The following is a 19,215-nucleotide window of genomic DNA, read 5'->3' as shown; positions in this document are numbered from 1 at the left end:
TCGGGGTCGACCGGCGCGTACCCGGCGACGTCCGGCTCATTCACGGCCGGAGGCGCCGGGGCGGGCCGGCGGCCCCCGCACGGGGCGAGGCGCCCCGGTCGGGGGCGCCTCGCGGGTACGGCGGTCCGGCCGGTCAGTGGGCGGCGGCGCCGAACTCGGCGTGCTGCGTCCGCAGCGCGAAGTCGGACTCTCCCCGGGGCGGTTCGCCGAGGTAGCGGCGGCGCGCCTCGGCGCGTGCCTCCCGCAGAAGCGTCCGGAACTCCTCGTCACTGAGCCCGCGCCGGTCTCGTACCGTCCTGTGCTCGGCGTTCCCACCCATCTCCGGACCTCCTCACGGTCTCGCCCTGCGCCCGGCGACTACCCGGCACGGAGCCGGGCAGCCGCGGATCCGGCGGATTTCCGCGGGGCTCAGGAATCGGCGCTCGGGACGTGGAGGGGGCTCAGCGGCGCGTCCTTGCGGGCCTCGTCCATCCGCTCGCCGAGTTCGCGGAGCCGGTTGCGTCCCATGGCCTTGCGGACGTCGGGGAACCAGTCCTGTTCCTCCTCCTCGACGTGGTGCCGCACGTTCTCCATCAGGACGGACATCTTGGCGTCGAACCGCTCGTCCGAGGGGTCGAGCCCGGCCAGCTCGGAGAGCATCCAGAGCACCACGTGGTGCTCCTCCACGCTTTCGAGGACGTGGTCGGTGGTGTCGGGGGCGGCCTCGCGGGCCGCCGGGTAGAAGACCTGCTCCTCGATCCAGGCGTGGGTGGTGAGCTCGCGGATCACCTGCTCGGCGATGTCGCGCTTCTTCGCCCGGTCGTCGTCACCCGCCCGTTCGAACTCCTTGAACAGCTTCTCGACGGTCTTGTGGTCGTCGCGGAGCAGCACGATCCCGTCCATCACGAACCCCTTCTCACGTCGGCGCTCCGGCCGGCCTGCCGGGGCGGTCCGCCTGCACGACTGCCCGGTGCGGCCGTGTCGAATCAGGCCTTCCGGTCTCGGCGGGGGCCGTCAGAGGGCGTCCGCCGCGGTGCGCAGGTCGGCGACGAGGCCCGCGTACGTCTCGCGCCGGTCCGGGGAGCGCAGGACGGCCGAGGGGTGCACGGTCGCGAGGACGCGGAGGCCCCCGTCGGAGCCGGGCAGCGGCCTGGGGACCCCGCGGTCGGTGCCGACGCGGAACGAGGGGCCGAGCAGGGCCCGGCCCGCCGTCGCCCCGAGCGCCACGACCAGGTCCGGTGAGACGAGGCGGAGCTCGGCCAGCAGCCACGGCCTGCAGGCCCGCGTCTCGCGCAGACCGGGGGCCTTGTGGATGCGCCGCTCGCGGGTCTCGTCGCGGGTGAACTTGAAGTGCTTGACGGCGTTGGTGACGTACAGCTCGTCCTCGTCGATCCCCGCCTCGGCGAGGGCGCGGTGGAGCAGCCGTCCGGCGGGCCCGACGAAGGGGACGCCTTCGCGGTCCTCCTGGTCGCCGGGCTGCTCGCCGACCGGCATCAGCCTGGCCCCCGGGTCGCCGCGGCCGAAGACGGTGCCCGTGGCGTCGCGGTACAGGGGGCAGCCCCGGCACCCGGCCGCCGCCCGCCGGTGCGCCGGCAGTCCGCCGCGGTCCGGCAGGTAGGGCGTGGCGTCGTAGGCCTCGGGGGCGGGCCCCCGCTCGGTGACACCGGCCATCGCGCACCTCCCGGCCCGGCGGACCGGCCCCGCCCCGCGCTCCGGTGCGAGGCCGCTGACGCGTGGGCGGCTGCCCGCCGCACAACGGGACGAAACGGCATGAGGCGGGCGGCGAGGGGTAGAGGCACGCCGAGGCGAGGAGGCGCGATGAAGATCCTGACCATGGGGGTGGAGGAGGAGTTCGTGCTGGTGGACCGCGTGACGCGGACGCCCGTGAACCGGGCGCCGGAGGTCATCCGGCGGGCCGCGCGCGAACTCGGCGATCAGGTGCAGGCCGAGCTCTTCAACGCCCAGATCGAGATCTGTACGGCGCCCACCGCGAGCCGCGGCGACCTGCGCCGGGAGCTGTCCTGGCTGCGCACGGTGGTGGGGACGGCGGCGCGGGACGAGCGCTGCATGCCCGTCGCGTGCGGGACGCCCGTGCTGTCCCCGGCGTCGCCGCTGACGATCACGAACACCGACCGGTACCGGCTGATGGCCCGCCGCTTCGCCCCGCTGGTGACCCGGCGGGACGGGACGGCCCGGGACGACGGCCTGGTCTGCGGATGCCACGTCCACATCGGGACGCTCGACCGGGTCCGGGCCCTCGCCCTGGCCCAGCACATACGGCCGTGGCTGCCCGTCCTGCAGGCGCTGGCCGGCAACTCCCCGTACGCCGGGTGCCGCGACACCGGGTACGAGAGCTGGCGCTCGGTCGAGCACGCGAGGTGGCCGACCGTCGGCCCGACCCCCGTCCTCGACGAGGCCGGGTACCTCGCCCATGTCGCGCGGCTCGTCGAGGACGGGACGCTGCTCGACAACCGGATGGTGTACTGGCACGCCCGCCCCTCGGAGCACGTGCCGACCCTCGAGATCAGGCTGGCGGACGTCAACGCGGACCTCGACACGGTCGTCCTGCTCGCGATCCTCGTCCGGGGTCTCGCCGCGACCCTGCTGGCGCGCGTCGAGTCCTCGGACCCTCCGCCCCGGATACCCGGGGCGAGGCTGCTGCGGGCGCACCGGCTGGCGGCCGTCCAGGGCATCTCCGGGCTGGGCCTCGATCCGGTCGACGGCCGGGAGCGACCCGCCACGGACCTCCTGGACGAGCTGATCGAGGTCGCCCGTCCCGGTCTCACCGCCGCCGACGACCTCGCGTGGGTGCGCGACCAGTGGGAACGCGTCCGTACGGACGGCGGCGGCGCTGCACGGCAGCGCGCCGTCTACCACCGGCACGGCAGGCTGAGCGCGGTGGTGGACGCCCTCGCCGCGGCCACGGTGAGCAGCTGATCCGCGTGTGCGTCGCCCTCTTCGACCGGCCGGCCCTCCTGGCCGCCGGCCCGCGCCCCGAGGCGCCGTACGCCCCCCGGGTGTGCCGACTTCCCGGCGTGTACGCGCCCCAGGGCGACACCGGACTCCTGATGGGACGGCTGCGGCGCGAGGACCTGCGCCCCGGCGCCCGCTCGCTCGACCTGTGCACCGGCACCGGTGTCCTCGCCGTCATGGCCTCGCTGCGCGGCGCCCGCGCCACCGCCGTCGACCCGGCGCGGTGGGCTGCGGGACCGTGTCGTCGAGCGTTCCGCACAGCCGTTCGGGCCGGTGATGTCGGCCCGGGCGGACTGGTTCGCGGCCCGGGGACTGGTGGCCCCGGGCACGCGGACCGAGGAGCTGGTGGTCATCCGGGCCTGCCACCCGTGATTGGGGCCGGAAGGGCCGGGCACACGCGCGATGTCCGCGCAGTCGTATCGGATCGGTGGTGTGAGATGTCCGCTTCCCCCACTGGGAACGCCCCGCGGGCCGGATCACGCGCGACGGCCCTCCCGGAGACCCGGCAGGAGCCCGGATCACGTGAGACGGCACTGCCGGAGACCCGGCAGGAGCCCGGATCACGCGAGACGGCCCTCCCGCAGACGCGGCAGGAGACAGGCGACCCGGTGAGCGCCCCCCGCCCCGTGGAGCGCCGCGCGACGCCGCCCCGTGTCCAGCCGCTCCCCGAAGGGCCGCTGCTGGTCGAGGGGCCCGCCGAGATCCTCATGCCGGACGGATCGGTGGTCATGTGCGAGCGGCCCATGATCGCGCTCTGCACGTGCCGGCGCACCCTGCGGGCACCGTTCTGCGATACGAGCCACCGCCCCCGTCTGCGGCGCAGCAGCCGGTCCGTGGCGGGCGCGGCCAGGCCGCTCCCGCCACGGCCGGAACCGCCCGGGCCGGGCGTCGCCACCGAACCGACCGGGGAGGTCGATCCGTCATGACCCTCCTCCAGGCGCCCGTCACCACGGCGCCCCCGCTCCCCGAAGCCCGCGGCACCGTGTCCGACGCGGTCCGCGGCCGGTTGCTCGGGGGTCCCGGGCAGCTGCCCGACCCGTCGGAGATCGCCCGCTGCTCCCCGTACGGCGAGGACCTGCACCTCGCCCTGTACCTCTGCTACGAGCTGCACTACCAGGGTTTCGCCCAGGTTCCCGAGACCCTCGAATGGGACCCCGACCTGCTGAGGGTCCGGGCCCTCCTGGAGCACCGCTTCGAGAACGCCCTGCGGCACGACTGCCGTGACGCGCCCCCGGTGGACGAGGCGCTGTCCACGCTGCTCGTGGAGCCGGTGGACGGGACGGGCGTCTCCCGCTTCCTGCTCGCCCGGAGAGAGGCGTGGCCGGTGCGCGAGTACGCGGCGCTGCGCTCCGTGCACCAGCTCCGGGAGGCCGATCCGCACCTGTGGGTCGTCCCCCGGCTGCGGGGTCGCGCCAAGGCGGCCATGGTCGCGATCCAGTACGACGAGTACGGCTGCGGACGCGCGGAGCGCATGCACTCCCGGCTGTACGCGGACCTGATGACCGACCTGGACCTCGACCCGTCGTACGGACGGTACGTGGACGCGGCCGGCGCCGAGACGCTGGCGGCCTCCAACGTGATGTCCCTGTTCGGACTGCACCGCAGGCTGCGCGGGGCCCTCGTGGGGCACTTCGCCGTCCTGGAGACGACCTCGCCGCCCGCCGCCTCCCGCCTCGCCGAGGCGATGCGCCGGATCGGTGCCGGGCCGGCCGCCGCGCTGTACTACGACGAACACGTGGAGGCCGACGCCGTCCACGAGCAGCTGGTGCGCCGCGAGGTCGTCGGCGGCCTCCTCGCCGACGAACCGGAACTCGCCCCCGAGGTCGCCTTCGGCATCGCCGCCACCTGCCTCGTCGAGGACCGGCTCGCCACCCACGTGACGGACGCCTGGTCCCGCGGCGAGAGCGCCCTGCGCACCCCGGCCGACGGACGAGCCGCCCTGCCGACCCGGGCCTGGGACGACCGGTGAGCCCTCGGCGCCGGGCCCGTGGGCGCGTGTTGACGGGCCCGGCGGGGAGCCGCTGAGGGCCTGTCCTCGACCGCCCGGGGCCTGTCCTCGACCGCCCGGGGCCTGTCCTCGACCGCCCGGGGCCACCTCGTCAGCGCCCCGGGCTTTCGCGCACGACGCCTCGTCAGCGCGCCCCGGGCTCCCGCGCACGGCGGCCGCGCAGGACGGCGGCCGTGGCGGTGCCCGTCCCGGCGGTCGCCCCGTTCAGGACGGCGAGGTAGCGGTCCAGGAGGCCGGGGGCGAGCCGGTGGGCGAGGAGGGTCGCGGCCGTGGAGGCGCCCACCCGGTACTCGGCCCGGCGCGGACGGAGCACGGCGTGCAGGACGGCGCGGGCCGCCGCCTCGGGGCGGTAGGCCGGGACGACGGGGTGCGGCAGGCGGAAAAGGGGCCGGGTGAACCGTGGCGTGTCGAGAGCGGGGAGCCGCACGACGGTGACGGCCACGGCGCTGTGCTCGTGCCGGAGTTCGGTCCGGACGGAGGCGGTGAAGCCGTTGATCGCCTGCTCGGCTCCGCAGAAGGCGGCCCGGAGCGGCGCGGACGGAATGACGGGGGTCGCGTGGGGTAGACGCAGGTCCGCCCCTTTCCGAAGGGGCGTCGTGACCGGCGACGAGGACAGGAGCAGGCCATGAACCTCACGGAGGGTCCGGCCCCGCATCACGCGGCGGCCGGAGCGGCACGCTCCCCGCTCACGCGGCCGGCCCACGCGTCCGCCGGCGACCCGGCTCCGCGGGAGCCCTGGGAGGGTTCCGGAGGCGGGCCGGGGAGGCCGGAGGCCGATCGCGCGCGGGTGCTGCCCCCCGACCACACCCAGGCGATCCTGGAGACGACCAAGGAGGTCGGCGCCGTGCTCAAGGCGTCCGGCTGTCCGTTCGCCCTGGTCGGCAGCGTGGCGGCGTACGCGCACGGCATCCCGGTCCGGCTCCAGCACGACACGGACTTCGCCGTGCGCCGGGAGGACGCCGAAATCGTCACCCGGTCGCTGCGCGAGCGCGGGATCCGCATCGTCGACCCGCCCGAGGACTGGCTCGTCAAGGCGCGGGCGGGCGGCGAGGAGATCGACCTGATCTTCTCGCTGGCCGGCCGGCCCGTGACGACCGAGCTCCTCGCCCGCGCCCCGACCGTGCCGGTCGACTCCGTCCACATGCCGGTGCTGGCCCCGACCGACATCATGGTCTCCCGCCTCCTCGCGCTCTCCGAGCACCACTGCGACTTCGGTGCCCTGCTGCCGGTGGCGCGCGGACTGCGCGAGCGGGTCGACTGGGCGGGGGTACGCCGGGAGACCGGCGACGCGCCGATGGCCGCCGCCTTCCTCTACCTGCTGGAACTCCTGGACGTCCTGCCCCGCGGCGACGCCGCGGCCTGAGCCGGACGCGGACGGCTCCCCGGCCCGGTCGACGGCGACCGGGCCGGGGAGCTTCGCCGGGCGTCTCAGGATTCCGTGGAGACCGTCTCGACGAGGTCGCCGACCTGCCGACCGGGCAGGGCCCGCGCGACGTCGGCCTGGGCGATGATGCCGACGAGGACGTGCTCGTCTATGACGGGGACGCGGCGGATCCTGTGCTCGCTCATGACGCTGAGGACCTGCTCGACGTCGTCGTCCGCCTTCACCGTGACGATGGTGTCCTGGGCCAGTTCACCGGCTGTGCACGTGTTCGGGTCCTTGCCCTGGGCGACGCACTTGAGGACGATGTCGCGGTCGGTGAGCATGCCCTGCAGCTTCTCGTCGGGCCCGCAGATCGGCAGGGCCCCGACGTCGAGTTCGGCCATCTTCCGCGCCGCGTCGGCGAGGCTCTCGGACGACCGGACGCACGTCGCGTCCGGGGTCATGATCTCGCGTGCGGTGGTCATGGATATCACCTGCGCTCATCGGGGTGGGGTGCGTACGGCCCGCGGGATCGCGTCCTGCGGGCGTGCCCCTGGCGGCAGGCCGCCAGGGGCACGGTACGACGGTGTCGGCAACCGTCCCTACAGGTCGCCTCGGGTCTTCTCGGCCCGCTCGCGCGCCTTCTCGGCGACTTCCTCGACCTTGCCCTTCATCTGGTCGCCCTTGCCCTCGGCTTCCATGCGCTCGTTGCCCGTGACCTTGCCCACGGTCTCCTTGATCTTGCCCTTGCCCTTCTCCATACCGCTCTTGCCACCCATCAGTGGGTTCCCTTCTCGTCGGGTTTCGTGTCGGGTTCTCGTCGGGTTTCGTGTCGGGTTCTCGTCGGGTTTCGTGTCGGTGGTCCTGTCACGCCGCTCGCCGGGCGGTGTCCCCGCCCGCGTCGAGGCTGTGGACGATCGCGGACGCGAAGGCGCCGACGTCGTCCGGCTTGCGGGAGGTGATCAGCGGATGCCCTCCCGAGGTGTCGACGACGACCTCACGGTCCAGCCACGTGCCGCCGGCGTTCTCGAGGTCGGAGCGGAGCGACGGGTACGACGTGAGCTCGCGGTCCCGGGCGAGCCCGGTCTCCACGAGCAGCCAGGGTCCGTGACAGATGGCGGCGACCGGTTTGCCCGCCTCGGCGAAGGCCGACAGGAGGCGCCGTGCGCTGTCGTCGGTGCGCAGTCGGTCGGCGTTCAGCGTGCCGCCCGGCACGATCACGGCGTCGAAGTCGTCGGCGACCGCCTTCTCCAGCGTCGTGTCCGGACGGACGACGTCACCGGGCCGACGGTCCGAGACCAGGGTCCTGACGTCCTCGTCCTTCTGCGCCGCCACCGTGACGCGCGCACCGGCCTCGCGCAGGGTCGTGATCGGCTTCTGCAGCTCGTCCTGTTCCGTCCCGTAGTTCGTCGTGAGGACGAGGACGGACTTTCCGGCGAGCTTTGCGTCGGTCTTTCCATCGGTCTTCTTGTGGAGTTCTCCGTCGGGCTTTCCGTCGTTCTCTGCGTCGGGCGCCACGATGTGATCCCTTCCGGCGTCGGACCCCCCGCCACTTCTGCGCCTCACCGCGCACGCGCGCCTCAAACGTCCCCGGCGCGCGTCTTCCGGCCGGGCCCGGCGCGGCCGATGCCCGTGCATGAACCCGGGGAGAGGGGGCAAGCGCGGTCGTACCGAGTGCCCTCGCGCCGAGGACTGCCGGCAGGCCTCGGAGGCAGTGGAGGTGCCGTCATGGTTCCGCTTCTTCTCGTACTCCTTCTGATCCTGGTGCTGTTCGGCGCGGGATTCGCCTTGGAAGTGCTCTGGTACGTCGCCATCGCCGTGCTCGTCCTGTGGCTGCTCGGCTTCCTGATGCGGAGCGGCAGCGGCCGCTGGTACCGCTGGTGAGTCGGCGCACCGCCCACCGCTGATGAGTCGCCGCACCGCCTGAAGCACCGTGCCCGCGCCCCGGACCTGGTCCGGGGCGCGGGCACGTGCGCGTGTGTGGCAGGGCGGGCGGCGCGTCGCCCGCCCTGCCCGGTTCTCACTCGGTCTTCCGCGGGTCGGTGGACCGGCGGCGCGACCAGCGGACGACCAGGGTCAGCAGCGAGAAGAGGGTCAGCACCCACGCGGCCGCGAAGAGCCAGATCAGCACCGGGGCCTCGGTGGACACGGCGAGGACGAGCAGGGCGAGGGTCGCGGCTCCGAGCGCGGCGACGCCGAGGAGCGGGAGCCGGTGGCGGCCGGCCGCGAGTGACGGCAGCCGGAGTGCGGGGCCCCGTCGCATCGTGCGCAGACGGCGGGCGAGCGGTTCGTCGTGGTCCAGCTGCTCTTCGATCTCCGCCAGAAGGCGTCGTTCACGCGCCGAGAGTCGGGCCTCGTCCATCACGGACACCTCCTCCCGATCCCCGCCTCCTCGGGGAGACCGGAATCGATGGCCGACGCGATCGCGTCGCACCCGGCAGATTCCCAGTCGAATCGTGTCAAACCACCGGATAACGGGCATCATCCCTTCAGACGCTCGACCGACGGACCCCCGCCCCCCTCGACAGGGCAGCGCCGGCCCACCGCCACCGTCGAAGGAGCATTCGATGCGCACCGCCGGAGACCGCCCCGTCACCACCACCGCCCGGACCGCCGAGTCCGTGGGCCGGCCAGGGGCCGCGACGCGCCAGGCGGCGCTGGGTGGGATCCCCGAGCCGGTCCGTCCGAGGGCCGCCTCCACCGGCGACGCCCGGACCCTCTCCGTAGCGCTCTTCGAGCGGCTGCGGTCGCTGGAGGAGGGGACGCCGGAGCACGCGTACGTGCGCAACACCCTCGTCGAGCTCAACCTCAGCCTGGTGAAGTTCGCGGCCCGGCGGTTCCGGAACCGCGCCGAGCCGACCGAGGACATCGTGCAGGTCGGCACGATCGGCCTGATCAAGGCGATCGACCGTTTCGACACCGACCGCGCCGTCGACTTCTCCGCGTTCGCCCTGCCGACCATCGTCGGCGAGATGAAGCGTTTCTTCAGGGACACCAGCTGGTCCGTTCGGGTACCCCGCCGCCTCCAGGAGATGCGGATCGACCTGGCCAAGGCGGCCGACGCCCTGGAGCAGAGCCTGGGCCGGCGCCCCACCCGGGCGGAACTGGCGGACCGGCTGCACGTCACCGAGGACGAGGTCTCCGAAGGCCAGCTGGCGGCGCACGGCTACGCGGCTCGCTCCCTGGACGTGCCCGCCGGTGACGAGGACTCCGTCTCCGGTACGAGCGCACGCCACCTCGCCACTTTCGAGCCCTCCTACGAGCTCGTCGAGTCGCTGACGTCGCTGCGGCCGCTGCTGGCCCGGCTCGACGAGCGCGACCGGCGCATCCTCGAACTGCGCTTCGGCGAGGAACTCACCCAGTCGGAGATAGGCCAACGGATCGGCCTGTCCCAGATGCACGTCTCGCGTCTGCTCACCCGGATCCTCGGTGAGCTCAGGCAGGGCCTGCTCCAGGACGGCGCCACGGCGGACGGGACGGACGGCTGACCTCCAGCCACACCACCTTGCCCACCATGCCCTGCCCCTTGTCCTCGGTGCCCCAGTTCCCGGCGAGCCGGTCGAGCACCATCAGACCGTGCCCGCCGGGCATGCCGGGCGACCGGGGCGTCTGCAGGCGCGGATGTTCGGGACTCGCGTCGGCCACCTCGACCCGCAGCCGCCCGTCCCCGTGCCGCAGGACGAGCTCCTCCGGGCCTCCCGCGTGCAGACAGGCGTTGGTCACGACCTCGGAGACCATGAGCAGGACGTCCTCCACCCGCTCCCCCACCTCGTCGGTCTCCGGGGGGATCCAGCCCCAGTCGGACAGCGCCTCGGCGGTGAAGTCACGGCAGCGGGCCACCACACCGCGGGTGCCGTTCAGCACGAGCCTGCGGACCTGGCTCGGGGGGCCCTCAGCGATCTTTGCCATGGCTTCCGCCGCCTTCGGGGCCGCGCCCGCGCTCCGACAGCGCCTCGCCGACGCTTCCGTGCACCGGAAACACTCCCAGTGCTCCGGTGATCTCGAACATCCGGTCCACCGGCGCGCGCAGCCCGGCGAGCTCCACGCGCCCGCCGGCCTCCAGCGCCCACAAGCGGGCTCTGAGCAGCACGTTCAGCCCGGACGAGTCGCAGAACCGCAGGCCGGAGCAGTCGACGACGATCCTTCCGGTCGCCGGACACTTCTCCATCGCGCCCCACAGCGGACCGACCGCGTCGCGGTCGAGTTCGCCCACGAGCACCAGGACGACGGTGTCCGCCCCCGGCACGGGCCGGACGTCGACGCCGAAGCGGTCGGGCGACGGCCCGGGGTCTTCCTCCACCAGCTCTTCGTCCCGCATGGACTCACCAGCTTCCTCGCACCCTTCGCTCTTTTTACACCTTTTCCACGGGTTACGACGCTCATGCCTCACACGTCCGGATCGATCGCGCACCCCGCGCATACGCGGTCGCGGGAGGGGCAGCCGCCCTAATCAGGCAGGTACCGACAGGACGAGCCATGGCCACACCTCCCCACCCTCCCGCACTTTCCGCCACCGCCCCGGTGCCGGCACGGCTGCGTGTGGAGAGCCGCCCCCGTGGACGTCCCGGTACCGTCGTCCTGCTCCTGGACGGGGACCTCGACCACGACACGGCGGCGCCCCTGAGGGACGCCCTGGAGGAGCACTCCGGGGCCGCCCGTCTGGTCGTGGACTGCGCGGGGCTGCGGTTCTGCGACTCCACCGGGCTGAACCTGCTGCTCAGGGCCCGACTGCGACACATGGCGCGGGGAGGGCGCGTCGATCTCTCCGCCCTGCGCCCTCCGGTGGCCCGGATGCTCGAGATCACGGGTGCGCGGCTGGTCTTCCGGGTGTACGAGACCGCCGAAGCCGCTCTCGACGACCGGCCCTCGCCCGCATAGCGGTGGGAGGGACGGGAAGGGGCAGCCCATGACCGGTCGGCACGCTCAGTCCGCCCCCACCCGTACCCGTCGCTTCGATCTGGCCGCATCCGACGGGGCGGTGCGGGAGTGCCGCGACCACACCCGGCAGGCCCTGAGCGAGTGGTTCGGGCCCGCGGGCTCCCCCGGGCACGTCGCCGTCGACGACGCCCTGCTGCTGGTCTCCGAGGTCGTCACGAACGCGTTCACCTACGGCGGCGTCCCGTACGAACTCCGCCTCGACCGCGCCGGAGGCCGCTTGTGGGTCCAGGTCAGCGACACGAGCCCGGAGCGGCCCCGGCCGCACGGACGGCACCGCCCCGGCCGCGCCTCGGGACACGGGCTCTACCTCCTGGAGCGGCTCTCCGCCGCCTGGGGCTGGCTCCCGCGGGGCCGGGGGAAGGCGGTCTGGTTCGAGGTGGTCGTGATCCCCGGGCCCGGGGATCACGAGCGGCCTACAGTGGAGGGGTGACGCGGGACCGCGCGGCGCACTCGGCACCCGCCCCGTGTCGCGTCGCCCTGTGCGAGGTCCTCCATGACAGAGCGCAGACCAGCCCCCGGCGTCGAGCCGACGTACGGGGAGCCGGGCGAGGACGGCCTCCGCCGGCTGCTCGCCGGGCTCACCGCCGTACGGGACGGTGACCTCTCCGTCCGGCTCCCCGACGCCGGCGGCGGTGTCCACGGCGAGATCGCCGGCGTCTACAACGACATGGTCGGCCAGCTGTCGCTCGTCACGTCCGAGGTCACCCGGGTCGCGAGCGAGGTCGGCGGCCAGGGGCTCCTCGGCGGCCGGATCCGCGAGCCGGGGGCGCGGGGCGTGTGGCGGGAGCTGACGTCCGGCGTCAACACGATGGCCGACAACCTGACGTCGCAGGTGCGGTCCATCGCCCAGGTCGCCACGGCGGTCGCCGGCGGCGACCTCACACGCAAGATCAGGGTGGACGCGCGGGGCGAGATCCTGGAGCTGAAGGAGACCATCAACACGATGGTCGACCGGCTCTCCTCGTTCGCCGAGGAGGTCACCCGGGTGGCCCGCGAGGTGGGCACGGAGGGCAAGCTCGGCGGCCAGGCCACCGTCCACGGGGTCTCCGGCACCTGGAAGGACCTCACCGACAAGGTCAACTCGATGGCCGACAACCTCACCAACCAGGTGCGCAACATCGCGCAGGTCACGACCGCCGTCGCCCAGGGCGACCTGACCAGCCGGATCGACGTCTCGGCCCGCGGCGAGATCCTCGAACTCAAGACCACCATCAACACCATGGTCGACCAGCTGTCCTCGTTCGCCGCCGAGGTCACCCGCGTCGCCCGCGAGGTCGGCACGGAGGGCAAACTCGGCGGCCAGGCCGAGGTGGAGGGCGTCTCCGGCACCTGGAAGCGGCTCACCGAGAACGTCAACGAACTCGCCGGGAACCTGACCCGCCAGGTCCGCGCCATCGCCGAGGTGACCAGTGCCGTCGCCGAGGGCGACCTGACCCGTTCCATCACCGTCGACGCGCCCGGCGAGGTCAGGGACCTCCGCGACAACATCAACTCGATGGTCGAGTCGCTGCGGGCGACGACGCGGGCCAACCAGGACCAGGACTGGCTCCAGACCAACCTCGCCCGGATCACCGGCCTGCTGCAGGGCACCCGCGGCCTGCCCGAGATCGCCGAACTGATCATGTCCGAGGTGCCCCCGCTGGTCTCCGCGCAGTACGGGGCGTTCTTCCTCGCCGACGACGGGGAGCGGGGAACCGAACTCGTCATGACCGCCGCGTACGGGTCCCCCGACGACCCGGACGCGCCGCCGCGCCGCTTCCGGCTCGGCCAGTCCCTGGTCGGGCAGGCCGCCCGCGACCGGCGCGCCCTCGTCGTCGAGCAGGTGCCCGCCGGGTACGCCACCATCGCCTCCGGGACGGGCGCGGGCGAGCCGCGCACCCTGATCGTCCTGCCGATCGTCGTCGAGGAACAGGTCCTCGGGGCCCTCGAGTTCGCCTCGCTCCACCCCTTCACCGGCGTACGGCGCGAGTTCCTCGACCGGTTCACGGACAGCGCGGGAGCCGTCCTCAGCTCCCTGGTCGCCAACCTCCGCACCGACGAGCTCCTGGGGCAGTACCGCCGGCTGGCCGACGAACTCCGTTCGCGTTCCAAGGAGTTGCAGAACCGCCAGCAGGAGCTGCAGAGCTCCAACGCGGAGCTCCAGGAGAAGGCGGCCCTCCTCGCCCAGCGCAACAAGGACATCGAGTCCAAGAACCTGGTCATCGAGCAGGCCCGCCAGGAACTGGAGGCGCGGGCCCAGCAGCTGTCCCGCACCTCCCTGTACAAGTCCGAGTTCCTCGCCAACATGAGCCACGAGCTGCGCACCCCGCTCAACAGCCTTCTGATCCTGGCCCGGCTGCTCGCCCAGAACGGCGAGGGGAACCTGACGGAGAAGCAGATCGACTACGCCGAGGTCATCCACTCCGCCGGCTCCGACCTGCTCCAGCTGATCAACGACATCCTCGACCTGTCGAAGGTCGAGGCGGGCAAGATGGACATCAGGCGCGAGCCGTTCCCCCTCCGCCAGCTCACGGAGTACCTGACGGCGACCTTCGGTCCGGTCGCCGACGAACGCCGGATCGCGTTCACGGTCACCCTGGCGGACGACGTGCCCGACGAACTGGACAGCGACGAGGCACGGCTCCGGCAGATCCTGCGCAACCTCCTCTCCAACGCACTGAAGTTCACCGAAGAGGGACAGGTGACGCTCACCGTCGAACACGCGGCCCTCGACGAGACGCCGCCCGCGCTCCTGGGCGGCCGGCCCGTGCTCGCCTTCCGCATCAGCGACACCGGGATCGGCATCCCCTCCGGGCAGCTGAAGGACGTCTTCGAGGCGTTCCAGCAGGGCGACGGGACCACGGCCCGACGGTACGGCGGCACGGGCCTGGGGCTCTCCATCAGCCGGGAGGTGGCCGGGCTCCTCGGCGGCGCCATCGAGGCCGAGAGCAGGCCGGGCCACGGCAGCACCTTCACGTTCTACCTGCCCACGTCCCGTCCCCTGTCCACGTCGCGGCCGTCACCCCTCGGAGCCTTCCCCGGCACGGACGCGGGTCCCGACGGCGGCGCGGCGCGGCCCGCCTCCCCGGCCACCGGGTCATCCCCGGACGGCCACCCGGCGCGGCCCGCCGAGGACACCACGGTGCTGATCGTCGACGACGACGCCCGCAACGTCTTCGCCCTCACCGAAGTCCTCGAAGGACACGGGCTCCACGTCCTCACGGCCGACAGCGGCCGCGCCGGCCTCGGCGTCCTCGCGGCGCACGACGAGGTCCGGCTCGTCCTGATGGACGTCATGATGGCCGGGATGGACGGCTACACCGCCATCGGCGGCATCCGGAAGATACCGGGCCGCGCCCGGCTGCCCGTCATCGCGGTGACGGCGAAGGCGATGCCCGGCGACCGCGACGAGGCCCTGGAGGCGGGCGCCGACGACTACCTGTCCAAGCCGGTCGACGGAGACGAGCTGATCACCAAGATCGGCGCCTGGCTCACCCGCTGACGAGGACGCGGACGCGGGCCGGCCGGTGGCAGGACCGGGGTCGTGACCGGCGGCCGTGGACAGCCGACGCCGGTGGCGGCGTCACCGCCGGGACGGCCCGTCCCGTACGTGCACGGCGACGACGCTGGTGTCGTCGTCGGTGTCCCCCGTCGCCGTCCTGAGCAGCTCGTCCACGAGCCGGTCGGGCTCACGGCCGGCGATCCGTTCCGCTTCGGCGGAGAGCCGTGCCAGGCCTTCGTCGATACCGGTGTGGCGGCGCTCGATCAGCCCGTCGGTGTAGAGCAGCAGCGTGTCGCCGGGACGGAGACCGATCCGCTGCTCCCGGTAGGCGAACGGGGCCACCGCGCCGAGCAGGATGTCCCCCGGCGGGTCGAGCAGCCGGGCCCGGCCCTCGCGGAGCAGCAGCATCGGCAGGTGTCCGGCGCTCGCCCAGACGAGGCCGTGGTCCCCGGGGTCGTACAGGGCGCACACCGCCGTCGCCGTCGTGCCGCCACCCGTCCGCAGGGTGACCTCGTTGAGCCAGCCCATGAGGTGTCGCGGTGACCGGCCGGTGAAGGCGAGCGCCCGCTGGGCGTTGCGGAGCGCCACCATGCCGGTGACGGAGTCGATGCCGTGCCCGGCGATGTCGCCGACCGCCACGAGGACCTTGCCGTCCGGGAGCGCGAGGACGTCGTACCAGTCGCCGCCGACGCGGTACTCCTCGGCGGCGGGCCGGTAGCGGGCGGCCGCCACGAGGTCTCCGGGCAGTTCCTGGAGGCCGGGGACTTCCGGCACGATGGCCTGCTGGAGCTGGAGCGCCAGGTGGTGGCGCAGCTCCGACCGGCCGTGGAGTGCGGTGAGCTGGTCGAAGGTCGCCGTCAGCGCGGCCTCGGTGCGGCGGCTTTCGGAGACGTTCTGGTAGACCCCGGCGACGGCGGTGACCACCCCGTCGTCGATCAGCGGCTCGGCGGCCACGCACACATGGCGCACGGTTCCGTCGGGGAGCACGATCCGCAGCACCGCCTGCGCGCCCGCCTGCCGTTCGACCAGAGCCGAGAGCAGCTCCGCGAGGGTGGCGCGGTCGTCCTCGTGGACCCGGTCGCGCAGGTCGGGGAGCGGCACCGGGGCCTCGGCCCGGTCCACGCCGAGGATGCCGTACGCCTGCGGTGCCCACACCGTCTCGCCGCCGGTCAGGCTGTCCTGGAAGGGGGCGACGCTCTGCAGCCTCGCCACCGCTCTGGCGGCGGCGAGACCGGGCGCCCCGACGGTGTGCCACAGCACCACGACGCGCTCCTCGCCGGCGGGCAGGACACGCACGTCGAGCAGGGGCGGGGCTTCGCCGGGCCGGGCCGACGCCGGCAGGCGTGCGAGCCGCTGGGGGTGGGCGGTGGAGAGGGCGCGCCGGGCCAGCCGGGCGAGTTCCGGGTGGACCAGTGGGAAGGCACGGGCGAGGGAGCCGCCCCCGGCGGGAGCGGCGCCTCCCAGCACGGCGACCGCCTCGTCGTTGACGTGCTCGACGGACGCGGTGCCGGGCGTGCCGTGCAACCGGAGGAGCGCTGCCGGGTGGGCGAGGCCGTCGAGGACGTCGACGAGAACGGGGAGGGGCGTCGCGTCCTGGTCCTCGGTGTCCAGTACGGTGCCCGCGACGTCCAGGAGCCCGGCGACGGCTCGGCGGGCCGCCGCGTCGAAGAGTGCCGGGCCCGGCCAGCCGACCAGCGCGACCCCGACGGTCCGGTCGCGCCGGGTCAGCGGCAGCAGTGCGCGGGCCGCGCGGAGGGAGGGTCCCGGCAGCGGCACGCCGTCGACGGGGCCTTCCGGCAGCCACACGGGGGTGTTGTCCGCGAGGACGGTCCGGAAGGGTTCCGGGGCCGCCGGGGGGATCCACTGCCAGGCCACGGCCTCGGCGGCTCCCACGCCCGCGTGACCGATGAGGCGCAGACAGCCGGGACCGGTGCTCCGCCACAGCCAGAGGCTGTCCGCGCCGAGCGAGGAGAGCCCGCCGTCCAGCAGTGTCCGTGCCGCCTCACCGGCCGTGTCGGCGGTCTCCGCCGCGGCGGCCGTGCGGCGGGACCGCCGGCGCTCGGCGAGGTGCTCGAGCGCGTGGCCGCCGGAGTCGGCGAGGACGGTCGCGGACGGTCCGCGGTCTCCGTCGACGGCGTTCACGATGTCCGCCGCGATGTCCTCCACCGACAGTCCGGTCGCCCGGGAGAGGGCGTCCAGGTACTCGGCCGCCTCGGACGGTGCCAGCCGCATCTGGGCCGCGAGCGCCCCGGCGGCGAGGTCGAGCAGGTGGCGCCGGGCGAGTCGGGTGCGCAGCCAGCGGTTCTCGGCCGCGAGCCCGGGATCCCCCGGGGCGCCGCGGGACGGCCCCCGGTGCCCCTCGGAACCGGTCAAGACGGCCTCCGTCCCGCCATGGCGCGGGCGTCCGGAACGTGTCTGCGCCCGCGCTCCGGATTCTACGCGCGAGAGCCACCCCCATCCGAATATTCCGGGGCAGAAGGGGCACGCGTTCCTCACAGGCCGAGGTGCCCTGACGCCGAGAGGAGTGGGCCATGCCCCGCGGATCGAACGCCAAGCGCGAACGACAGTACGAGCACATCAAGGAGAGCGCACTGGACCGCGGCGAGAGCGAGAAGCGCGCCGAGGAGATCGCGGCACGCACCGTGAACAAGGAACGGGCCCGGGCCGGCGAGTCGAAGACCGCCGGCAAGAGCTCCACCGAGGACATGTCCTCCTCGCGCCGCGGCGGCAAGCGCTCGCACAGCGGCTCACAGGGTCCGACCTACGACCAGCTCTACGCCGAGGCCCAGCGCCGCGACCTGCACGGGCGCTCCTCGATGAACAAAGCCGAGCTGAAGCGGTCCCTGGGCCACTGACCACGCGTCCGGAGCCACGGGACGGCGGTCCCCGTTCCTGGGCCACCGACCACCCGTCCGGAGCCACGGGACGGCGGTCCCGGGTCACCTCACCGACGCCGCGTCCGGAGCCACGGGAGGGCCGGCACCGCGTCGAGGGCGCTGACCGGGGCGGCGGCCGGCGCCGGACTCCTCGTCGTGGGCCGCCCCGGCCGCGGCGGCTTCGCCCGGCTCCTCCCGGGTTCCGTCGGCCGTCAGCGCGCCGCGCCCCTCCTCGTGGTCCGCGCGGACGTGCGGGGCGAGCGAGCGGCCTGATCGTCCCCGGGTGCTCACCGCGCCGGGTGCCGTCGGCGGGGATACGGTCGACGGCATGGTCGGTGATCGTCAGGGGTGGCTCCGGTGTCTGCTCGCCGGGGCCGTGTTCGTGGTGGGCATGACCGGCACGACGCTGCCGACACCGCTGTATCCGCTGTACCAGGAGAAGTTCGGCTTCTCCGAGCTGACGGTGACCGTGGTGTACGCCGTCTACGCCTTCGGGGTCATCGGGGTCCTGCTCCTCGCGGGCAACGCCTCGGACACGATCGGCAGACGGCCGGTCCTGCTGTGGGGCCTCGGCTTCGCGGCGGTCAGCGCCGTCTGCTTCCTCTGCGCCGACAGCCTCGGCTGGTTGTACGCGGGCCGGCTCCTGTCGGGTCTGTCGGCCGGCCTGTTCACCGGCGCCGCCACCGCCTACGTCATGGACCTGGCCCCGCCGGGCGGCGCGGCCCGGGCGACGTTCGTGGCGACCGCCGCCAACATGGGCGGCCTGGGCTGCGGCCCCCTGCTCGCCGGGGTGCTCGCGGAGTACGCCCCCGAGCCCCTGCTCCTGCCGTTCGCCGTGCACCTCGCCCTGGTGGCCGTGTCGGTCGTCGTCCTGCTGCGACTGCCGGAGACCGTGCGGGAGCGACGGCCCCTGTCCGCCGTACGGCCGCAGCGGCCGGCCCTGCCCACGAAGGTCCGCCCGGTCTTCGTGCCGGCGGCGATCGCCGCCTTCGCGGGGTTCGCCCTGTTCGGTGTCTTCACCTCCGTCAGCCCCGCCTTCCTCGCCCGTTACCTCGACGTCGACAACCACGCCGTGAGCGGCCTGGTCGTCGCCCTGGCCTTCTTCGCCTCCACCGCCGGCCAGCTCGTCGTCGGCCGCGTCGGCGTGGCCCGCTCCCTCCCCCTGGGCTGCGCCGTCCTCTTCGCCGGCCTCGCCTTCCTGGCGGGCGCGCTCGCCACCGAACTGCTCGCGCTGGTGGTCCTGGCCGCCGTCGTCGGCGGCGTCGGCCAGGGCCTCTCCTTCCGCGCCGCGCTCTCCGCCGTCGCCGGGGCCGCCCCGCCGGAGCAGCGGGCGGCCGTCATCTCGACGCTCTTCCTGGTGGCGTACACCGGCATCTCCATCCCGGTCATCGGTGTCGGTCTCCTCTCCGACCCCCTCGGGCTCGAGCGGGCCGGCCTGGTCTTCACCGCCTTCATGCTCCTGCTCGTCGCCTCGGCCGCCGCGTACCTCCTCCGCCGCCCGGTGCGTGCCGGGGCCGCGGAGCGCGGCTGAGGGAACCCGGACGGACCTACCGGATCGAGACGACACCCCTGGGCCGTCAACCCGGCAGCCATCCGG

23 protein-coding genes are annotated in these 19,215 nt (G+C 73.9%); 11 read left to right on the top strand and 12 right to left on the bottom strand.

From position 1 onward, the window contains the following. Positions 1-133: 133 nt before the first annotated feature. The 3 genes from AC067A_RS04785 to AC067A_RS04775 all read right to left on the bottom strand — a co-directional run bounded on the left by AC067A_RS04785 (position 134) and on the right by AC067A_RS04775 (position 1,650). Positions 134-319: a hypothetical protein gene (locus tag AC067A_RS04785; protein WP_478614530.1), complete on the bottom strand. Its 186-nt coding sequence runs from the start codon at positions 317-319 to the stop codon at positions 134-136. Between the two features lie 89 nt (positions 320-408). Beyond that, positions 409-882, bottom strand: a complete 474-nt coding sequence (locus tag AC067A_RS04780) for a hemerythrin domain-containing protein (RefSeq protein ID WP_478614527.1) — start codon at positions 880-882, stop codon at positions 409-411. Positions 883-993: 111 nt separating this feature from the next. Further along, positions 994-1,650, bottom strand: coding sequence for a UdgX family uracil-DNA binding protein (locus tag AC067A_RS04775; RefSeq protein ID WP_478614524.1), 657 nt, complete (start codon positions 1,648-1,650; stop codon positions 994-996). Between the two features lie 147 nt (positions 1,651-1,797). On the opposite strand from AC067A_RS04775, the gene AC067A_RS04770 reads away from it, so the two are divergent. The 3 genes from AC067A_RS04770 (at position 1,798) to AC067A_RS04760 (ending at position 4,921) form a co-directional block, all read left to right on the top strand. Next, complete coding sequence (locus AC067A_RS04770) at positions 1,798-2,916, top strand: carboxylate-amine ligase (protein WP_478614521.1); 1,119 nt, start codon at positions 1,798-1,800, stop codon at positions 2,914-2,916. A gap of 644 nt (positions 2,917-3,560) precedes the next feature. Continuing rightward, complete coding sequence (locus AC067A_RS04765; RefSeq protein ID WP_478614518.1) at positions 3,561-3,878, top strand: CDGSH iron-sulfur domain-containing protein; 318 nt, start codon at positions 3,561-3,563, stop codon at positions 3,876-3,878. Then, a complete protein-coding gene (locus tag AC067A_RS04760; RefSeq protein WP_478614516.1) occupies positions 3,875-4,921 on the top strand; it encodes an iron-containing redox enzyme family protein in 1,047 nt (348 codons plus the stop codon). The genes AC067A_RS04765 and AC067A_RS04760 overlap by 4 nt, the downstream gene beginning before the upstream one ends. Before the next feature lie 163 nt (positions 4,922-5,084). On the opposite strand, the gene AC067A_RS04755 is transcribed toward AC067A_RS04760, so the two are convergent. Further along, a complete protein-coding gene (locus AC067A_RS04755) occupies positions 5,085-5,402 on the bottom strand; it encodes a hypothetical protein (protein WP_478614513.1) in 318 nt (105 codons plus the stop codon). Between the two features lie 183 nt (positions 5,403-5,585). On the opposite strand from AC067A_RS04755, the gene AC067A_RS04750 reads away from it, so the two are divergent. Then, complete coding sequence (locus AC067A_RS04750; protein WP_478614510.1) at positions 5,586-6,323, top strand: nucleotidyltransferase family protein; 738 nt, start codon at positions 5,586-5,588, stop codon at positions 6,321-6,323. Between the two features lie 65 nt (positions 6,324-6,388). Here AC067A_RS04750 and AC067A_RS04745 read toward each other — a convergent pair whose 3' ends face one another. The 3 genes from AC067A_RS04745 to AC067A_RS04735 all read right to left on the bottom strand — a co-directional run bounded on the left by AC067A_RS04745 (position 6,389) and on the right by AC067A_RS04735 (position 7,841). Then, a complete protein-coding gene (locus AC067A_RS04745; protein WP_478614507.1) occupies positions 6,389-6,808 on the bottom strand; it encodes a CBS domain-containing protein in 420 nt (139 codons plus the stop codon). Positions 6,809-6,925: 117 nt separating this feature from the next. Beyond that, positions 6,926-7,102 (bottom strand): CsbD family protein, encoded by a 177-nt coding sequence (locus AC067A_RS04740; RefSeq protein WP_478614505.1) that lies wholly within the window; start codon positions 7,100-7,102, stop codon positions 6,926-6,928. 88 nt (positions 7,103-7,190) lie between these two features. Continuing rightward, positions 7,191-7,841: a type 1 glutamine amidotransferase domain-containing protein gene (locus AC067A_RS04735; RefSeq protein ID WP_478614502.1), complete on the bottom strand. Its 651-nt coding sequence runs from the start codon at positions 7,839-7,841 to the stop codon at positions 7,191-7,193. Between the two features lie 210 nt (positions 7,842-8,051). On the opposite strand from AC067A_RS04735, the gene AC067A_RS04730 reads away from it, so the two are divergent. Then, entirely contained in the window at positions 8,052-8,207 is a 156-nt protein-coding gene (locus AC067A_RS04730; RefSeq protein ID WP_478614499.1) for a hydrophobic protein, read from the top strand. A 136-nt stretch (positions 8,208-8,343) separates the two neighbouring features. Here AC067A_RS04730 and AC067A_RS04725 read toward each other — a convergent pair whose 3' ends face one another. Beyond that, a complete protein-coding gene (locus AC067A_RS04725; RefSeq protein WP_478614497.1) occupies positions 8,344-8,685 on the bottom strand; it encodes a DUF3040 domain-containing protein in 342 nt (113 codons plus the stop codon). A gap of 205 nt (positions 8,686-8,890) precedes the next feature. On the opposite strand from AC067A_RS04725, the gene AC067A_RS04720 reads away from it, so the two are divergent. Continuing rightward, positions 8,891-9,811 carry a SigB/SigF/SigG family RNA polymerase sigma factor gene (locus AC067A_RS04720; RefSeq protein ID WP_478614494.1) on the top strand — a complete coding sequence of 307 codons (921 nt, stop codon included), beginning with the start codon at positions 8,891-8,893 and terminating at the stop codon, positions 9,809-9,811. Here the strand turns inward: AC067A_RS04720 and AC067A_RS04715 are convergent. Then, positions 9,759-10,232 carry an ATP-binding protein gene (locus AC067A_RS04715; RefSeq protein WP_478614492.1) on the bottom strand — a complete coding sequence of 158 codons (474 nt, stop codon included), beginning with the start codon at positions 10,230-10,232 and terminating at the stop codon, positions 9,759-9,761. The two genes, AC067A_RS04720 and AC067A_RS04715, sit on opposite strands and share 53 nt — an antisense overlap. Then, positions 10,216-10,641 carry an STAS domain-containing protein gene (locus AC067A_RS04710; RefSeq protein ID WP_478614490.1) on the bottom strand — a complete coding sequence of 142 codons (426 nt, stop codon included), beginning with the start codon at positions 10,639-10,641 and terminating at the stop codon, positions 10,216-10,218. Before AC067A_RS04710 ends, AC067A_RS04715 begins: the two co-directional genes overlap by 17 nt. A gap of 158 nt (positions 10,642-10,799) precedes the next feature. Between AC067A_RS04710 and AC067A_RS04705 the strand changes: the two genes are divergently transcribed. The 3 genes from AC067A_RS04705 to AC067A_RS04695 all read left to right on the top strand — a co-directional run bounded on the left by AC067A_RS04705 (position 10,800) and on the right by AC067A_RS04695 (position 14,742). Then, a complete protein-coding gene (locus AC067A_RS04705; protein ID WP_478614488.1) occupies positions 10,800-11,201 on the top strand; it encodes an STAS domain-containing protein in 402 nt (133 codons plus the stop codon). Positions 11,202-11,229: 28 nt separating this feature from the next. Next, the gene (locus AC067A_RS04700) at positions 11,230-11,691 is read left to right on the top strand and encodes an ATP-binding protein (RefSeq protein ID WP_478614486.1); all 462 of its coding nucleotides are present in this window, start codon (positions 11,230-11,232) and stop codon (positions 11,689-11,691) included. A 63-nt stretch (positions 11,692-11,754) separates the two neighbouring features. Continuing rightward, positions 11,755-14,742 carry a hybrid sensor histidine kinase/response regulator gene (locus tag AC067A_RS04695; protein WP_478614483.1) on the top strand — a complete coding sequence of 996 codons (2,988 nt, stop codon included), beginning with the start codon at positions 11,755-11,757 and terminating at the stop codon, positions 14,740-14,742. A gap of 81 nt (positions 14,743-14,823) precedes the next feature. On the opposite strand, the gene AC067A_RS04690 is transcribed toward AC067A_RS04695, so the two are convergent. Further along, positions 14,824-17,115: a SpoIIE family protein phosphatase gene (locus AC067A_RS04690; RefSeq protein ID WP_478614480.1), complete on the bottom strand. Its 2,292-nt coding sequence runs from the start codon at positions 17,113-17,115 to the stop codon at positions 14,824-14,826. Between the two features lie 158 nt (positions 17,116-17,273). Between AC067A_RS04690 and AC067A_RS04685 the strand changes: the two genes are divergently transcribed. Further along, the gene (locus AC067A_RS04685) at positions 17,274-17,597 is read left to right on the top strand and encodes a plasmid stabilization protein (RefSeq protein WP_478614477.1); all 324 of its coding nucleotides are present in this window, start codon (positions 17,274-17,276) and stop codon (positions 17,595-17,597) included. A gap of 84 nt (positions 17,598-17,681) precedes the next feature. On the opposite strand, the gene AC067A_RS04680 is transcribed toward AC067A_RS04685, so the two are convergent. After that, positions 17,682-17,948, bottom strand: coding sequence for a hypothetical protein (locus AC067A_RS04680; protein ID WP_478614474.1), 267 nt, complete (start codon positions 17,946-17,948; stop codon positions 17,682-17,684). Between AC067A_RS04680 and AC067A_RS04675 the strand changes: the two genes are divergently transcribed. Next, a complete protein-coding gene (locus AC067A_RS04675; RefSeq protein WP_478614471.1) occupies positions 17,947-19,149 on the top strand; it encodes an MFS transporter in 1,203 nt (400 codons plus the stop codon). The two genes, AC067A_RS04680 and AC067A_RS04675, sit on opposite strands and share 2 nt — an antisense overlap. The last annotated feature ends 66 nt before the right edge of the window (positions 19,150-19,215 follow it).

This window comes from Streptomyces sp. NPDC043176, assembly GCF_056436715.1.
Note: the sequence above shows the minus strand (reverse complement) of the source record. Positions and strands in the feature narration are given on the sequence as shown.

Coding starts and splice junctions, on each gene's coding strand:
- AC067A_RS04785 (WP_478614530.1), bottom strand. CDS start 319: ATGGGTGGGAACGCCGAGCACAGGACGGTACGAGACCGGCGCGGGCTC.
- AC067A_RS04780 (WP_478614527.1), bottom strand. CDS start 882: ATGGACGGGATCGTGCTGCTCCGCGACGACCACAAGACCGTCGAGAAG.
- AC067A_RS04775 (WP_478614524.1), bottom strand. CDS start 1,650: ATGGCCGGTGTCACCGAGCGGGGGCCCGCCCCCGAGGCCTACGACGCC.
- AC067A_RS04770 (WP_478614521.1), top strand. CDS start 1,798: ATGAAGATCCTGACCATGGGGGTGGAGGAGGAGTTCGTGCTGGTGGAC.
- AC067A_RS04760 (WP_478614516.1), top strand. CDS start 3,875: ATGACCCTCCTCCAGGCGCCCGTCACCACGGCGCCCCCGCTCCCCGAA.
- AC067A_RS04750 (WP_478614510.1), top strand. CDS start 5,586: ATGAACCTCACGGAGGGTCCGGCCCCGCATCACGCGGCGGCCGGAGCG.
- AC067A_RS04745 (WP_478614507.1), bottom strand. CDS start 6,808: ATGACCACCGCACGCGAGATCATGACCCCGGACGCGACGTGCGTCCGG.
- AC067A_RS04740 (WP_478614505.1), bottom strand. CDS start 7,102: ATGGGTGGCAAGAGCGGTATGGAGAAGGGCAAGGGCAAGATCAAGGAG.
- AC067A_RS04730 (WP_478614499.1), top strand. CDS start 8,052: ATGGTTCCGCTTCTTCTCGTACTCCTTCTGATCCTGGTGCTGTTCGGC.
- AC067A_RS04725 (WP_478614497.1), bottom strand. CDS start 8,685: ATGGACGAGGCCCGACTCTCGGCGCGTGAACGACGCCTTCTGGCGGAG.
- AC067A_RS04720 (WP_478614494.1), top strand. CDS start 8,891: ATGCGCACCGCCGGAGACCGCCCCGTCACCACCACCGCCCGGACCGCC.
- AC067A_RS04715 (WP_478614492.1), bottom strand. CDS start 10,232: ATGGCAAAGATCGCTGAGGGCCCCCCGAGCCAGGTCCGCAGGCTCGTG.
- AC067A_RS04710 (WP_478614490.1), bottom strand. CDS start 10,641: ATGCGGGACGAAGAGCTGGTGGAGGAAGACCCCGGGCCGTCGCCCGAC.
- AC067A_RS04705 (WP_478614488.1), top strand. CDS start 10,800: ATGGCCACACCTCCCCACCCTCCCGCACTTTCCGCCACCGCCCCGGTG.
- AC067A_RS04700 (WP_478614486.1), top strand. CDS start 11,230: ATGACCGGTCGGCACGCTCAGTCCGCCCCCACCCGTACCCGTCGCTTC.
- AC067A_RS04695 (WP_478614483.1), top strand. CDS start 11,755: ATGACAGAGCGCAGACCAGCCCCCGGCGTCGAGCCGACGTACGGGGAG.
- AC067A_RS04685 (WP_478614477.1), top strand. CDS start 17,274: ATGCCCCGCGGATCGAACGCCAAGCGCGAACGACAGTACGAGCACATC.
- AC067A_RS04675 (WP_478614471.1), top strand. CDS start 17,947: ATGGTCGGTGATCGTCAGGGGTGGCTCCGGTGTCTGCTCGCCGGGGCC.
- AC067A_RS04680 (WP_478614474.1), bottom strand. CDS start 17,948: ATGCCGTCGACCGTATCCCCGCCGACGGCACCCGGCGCGGTGAGCACC.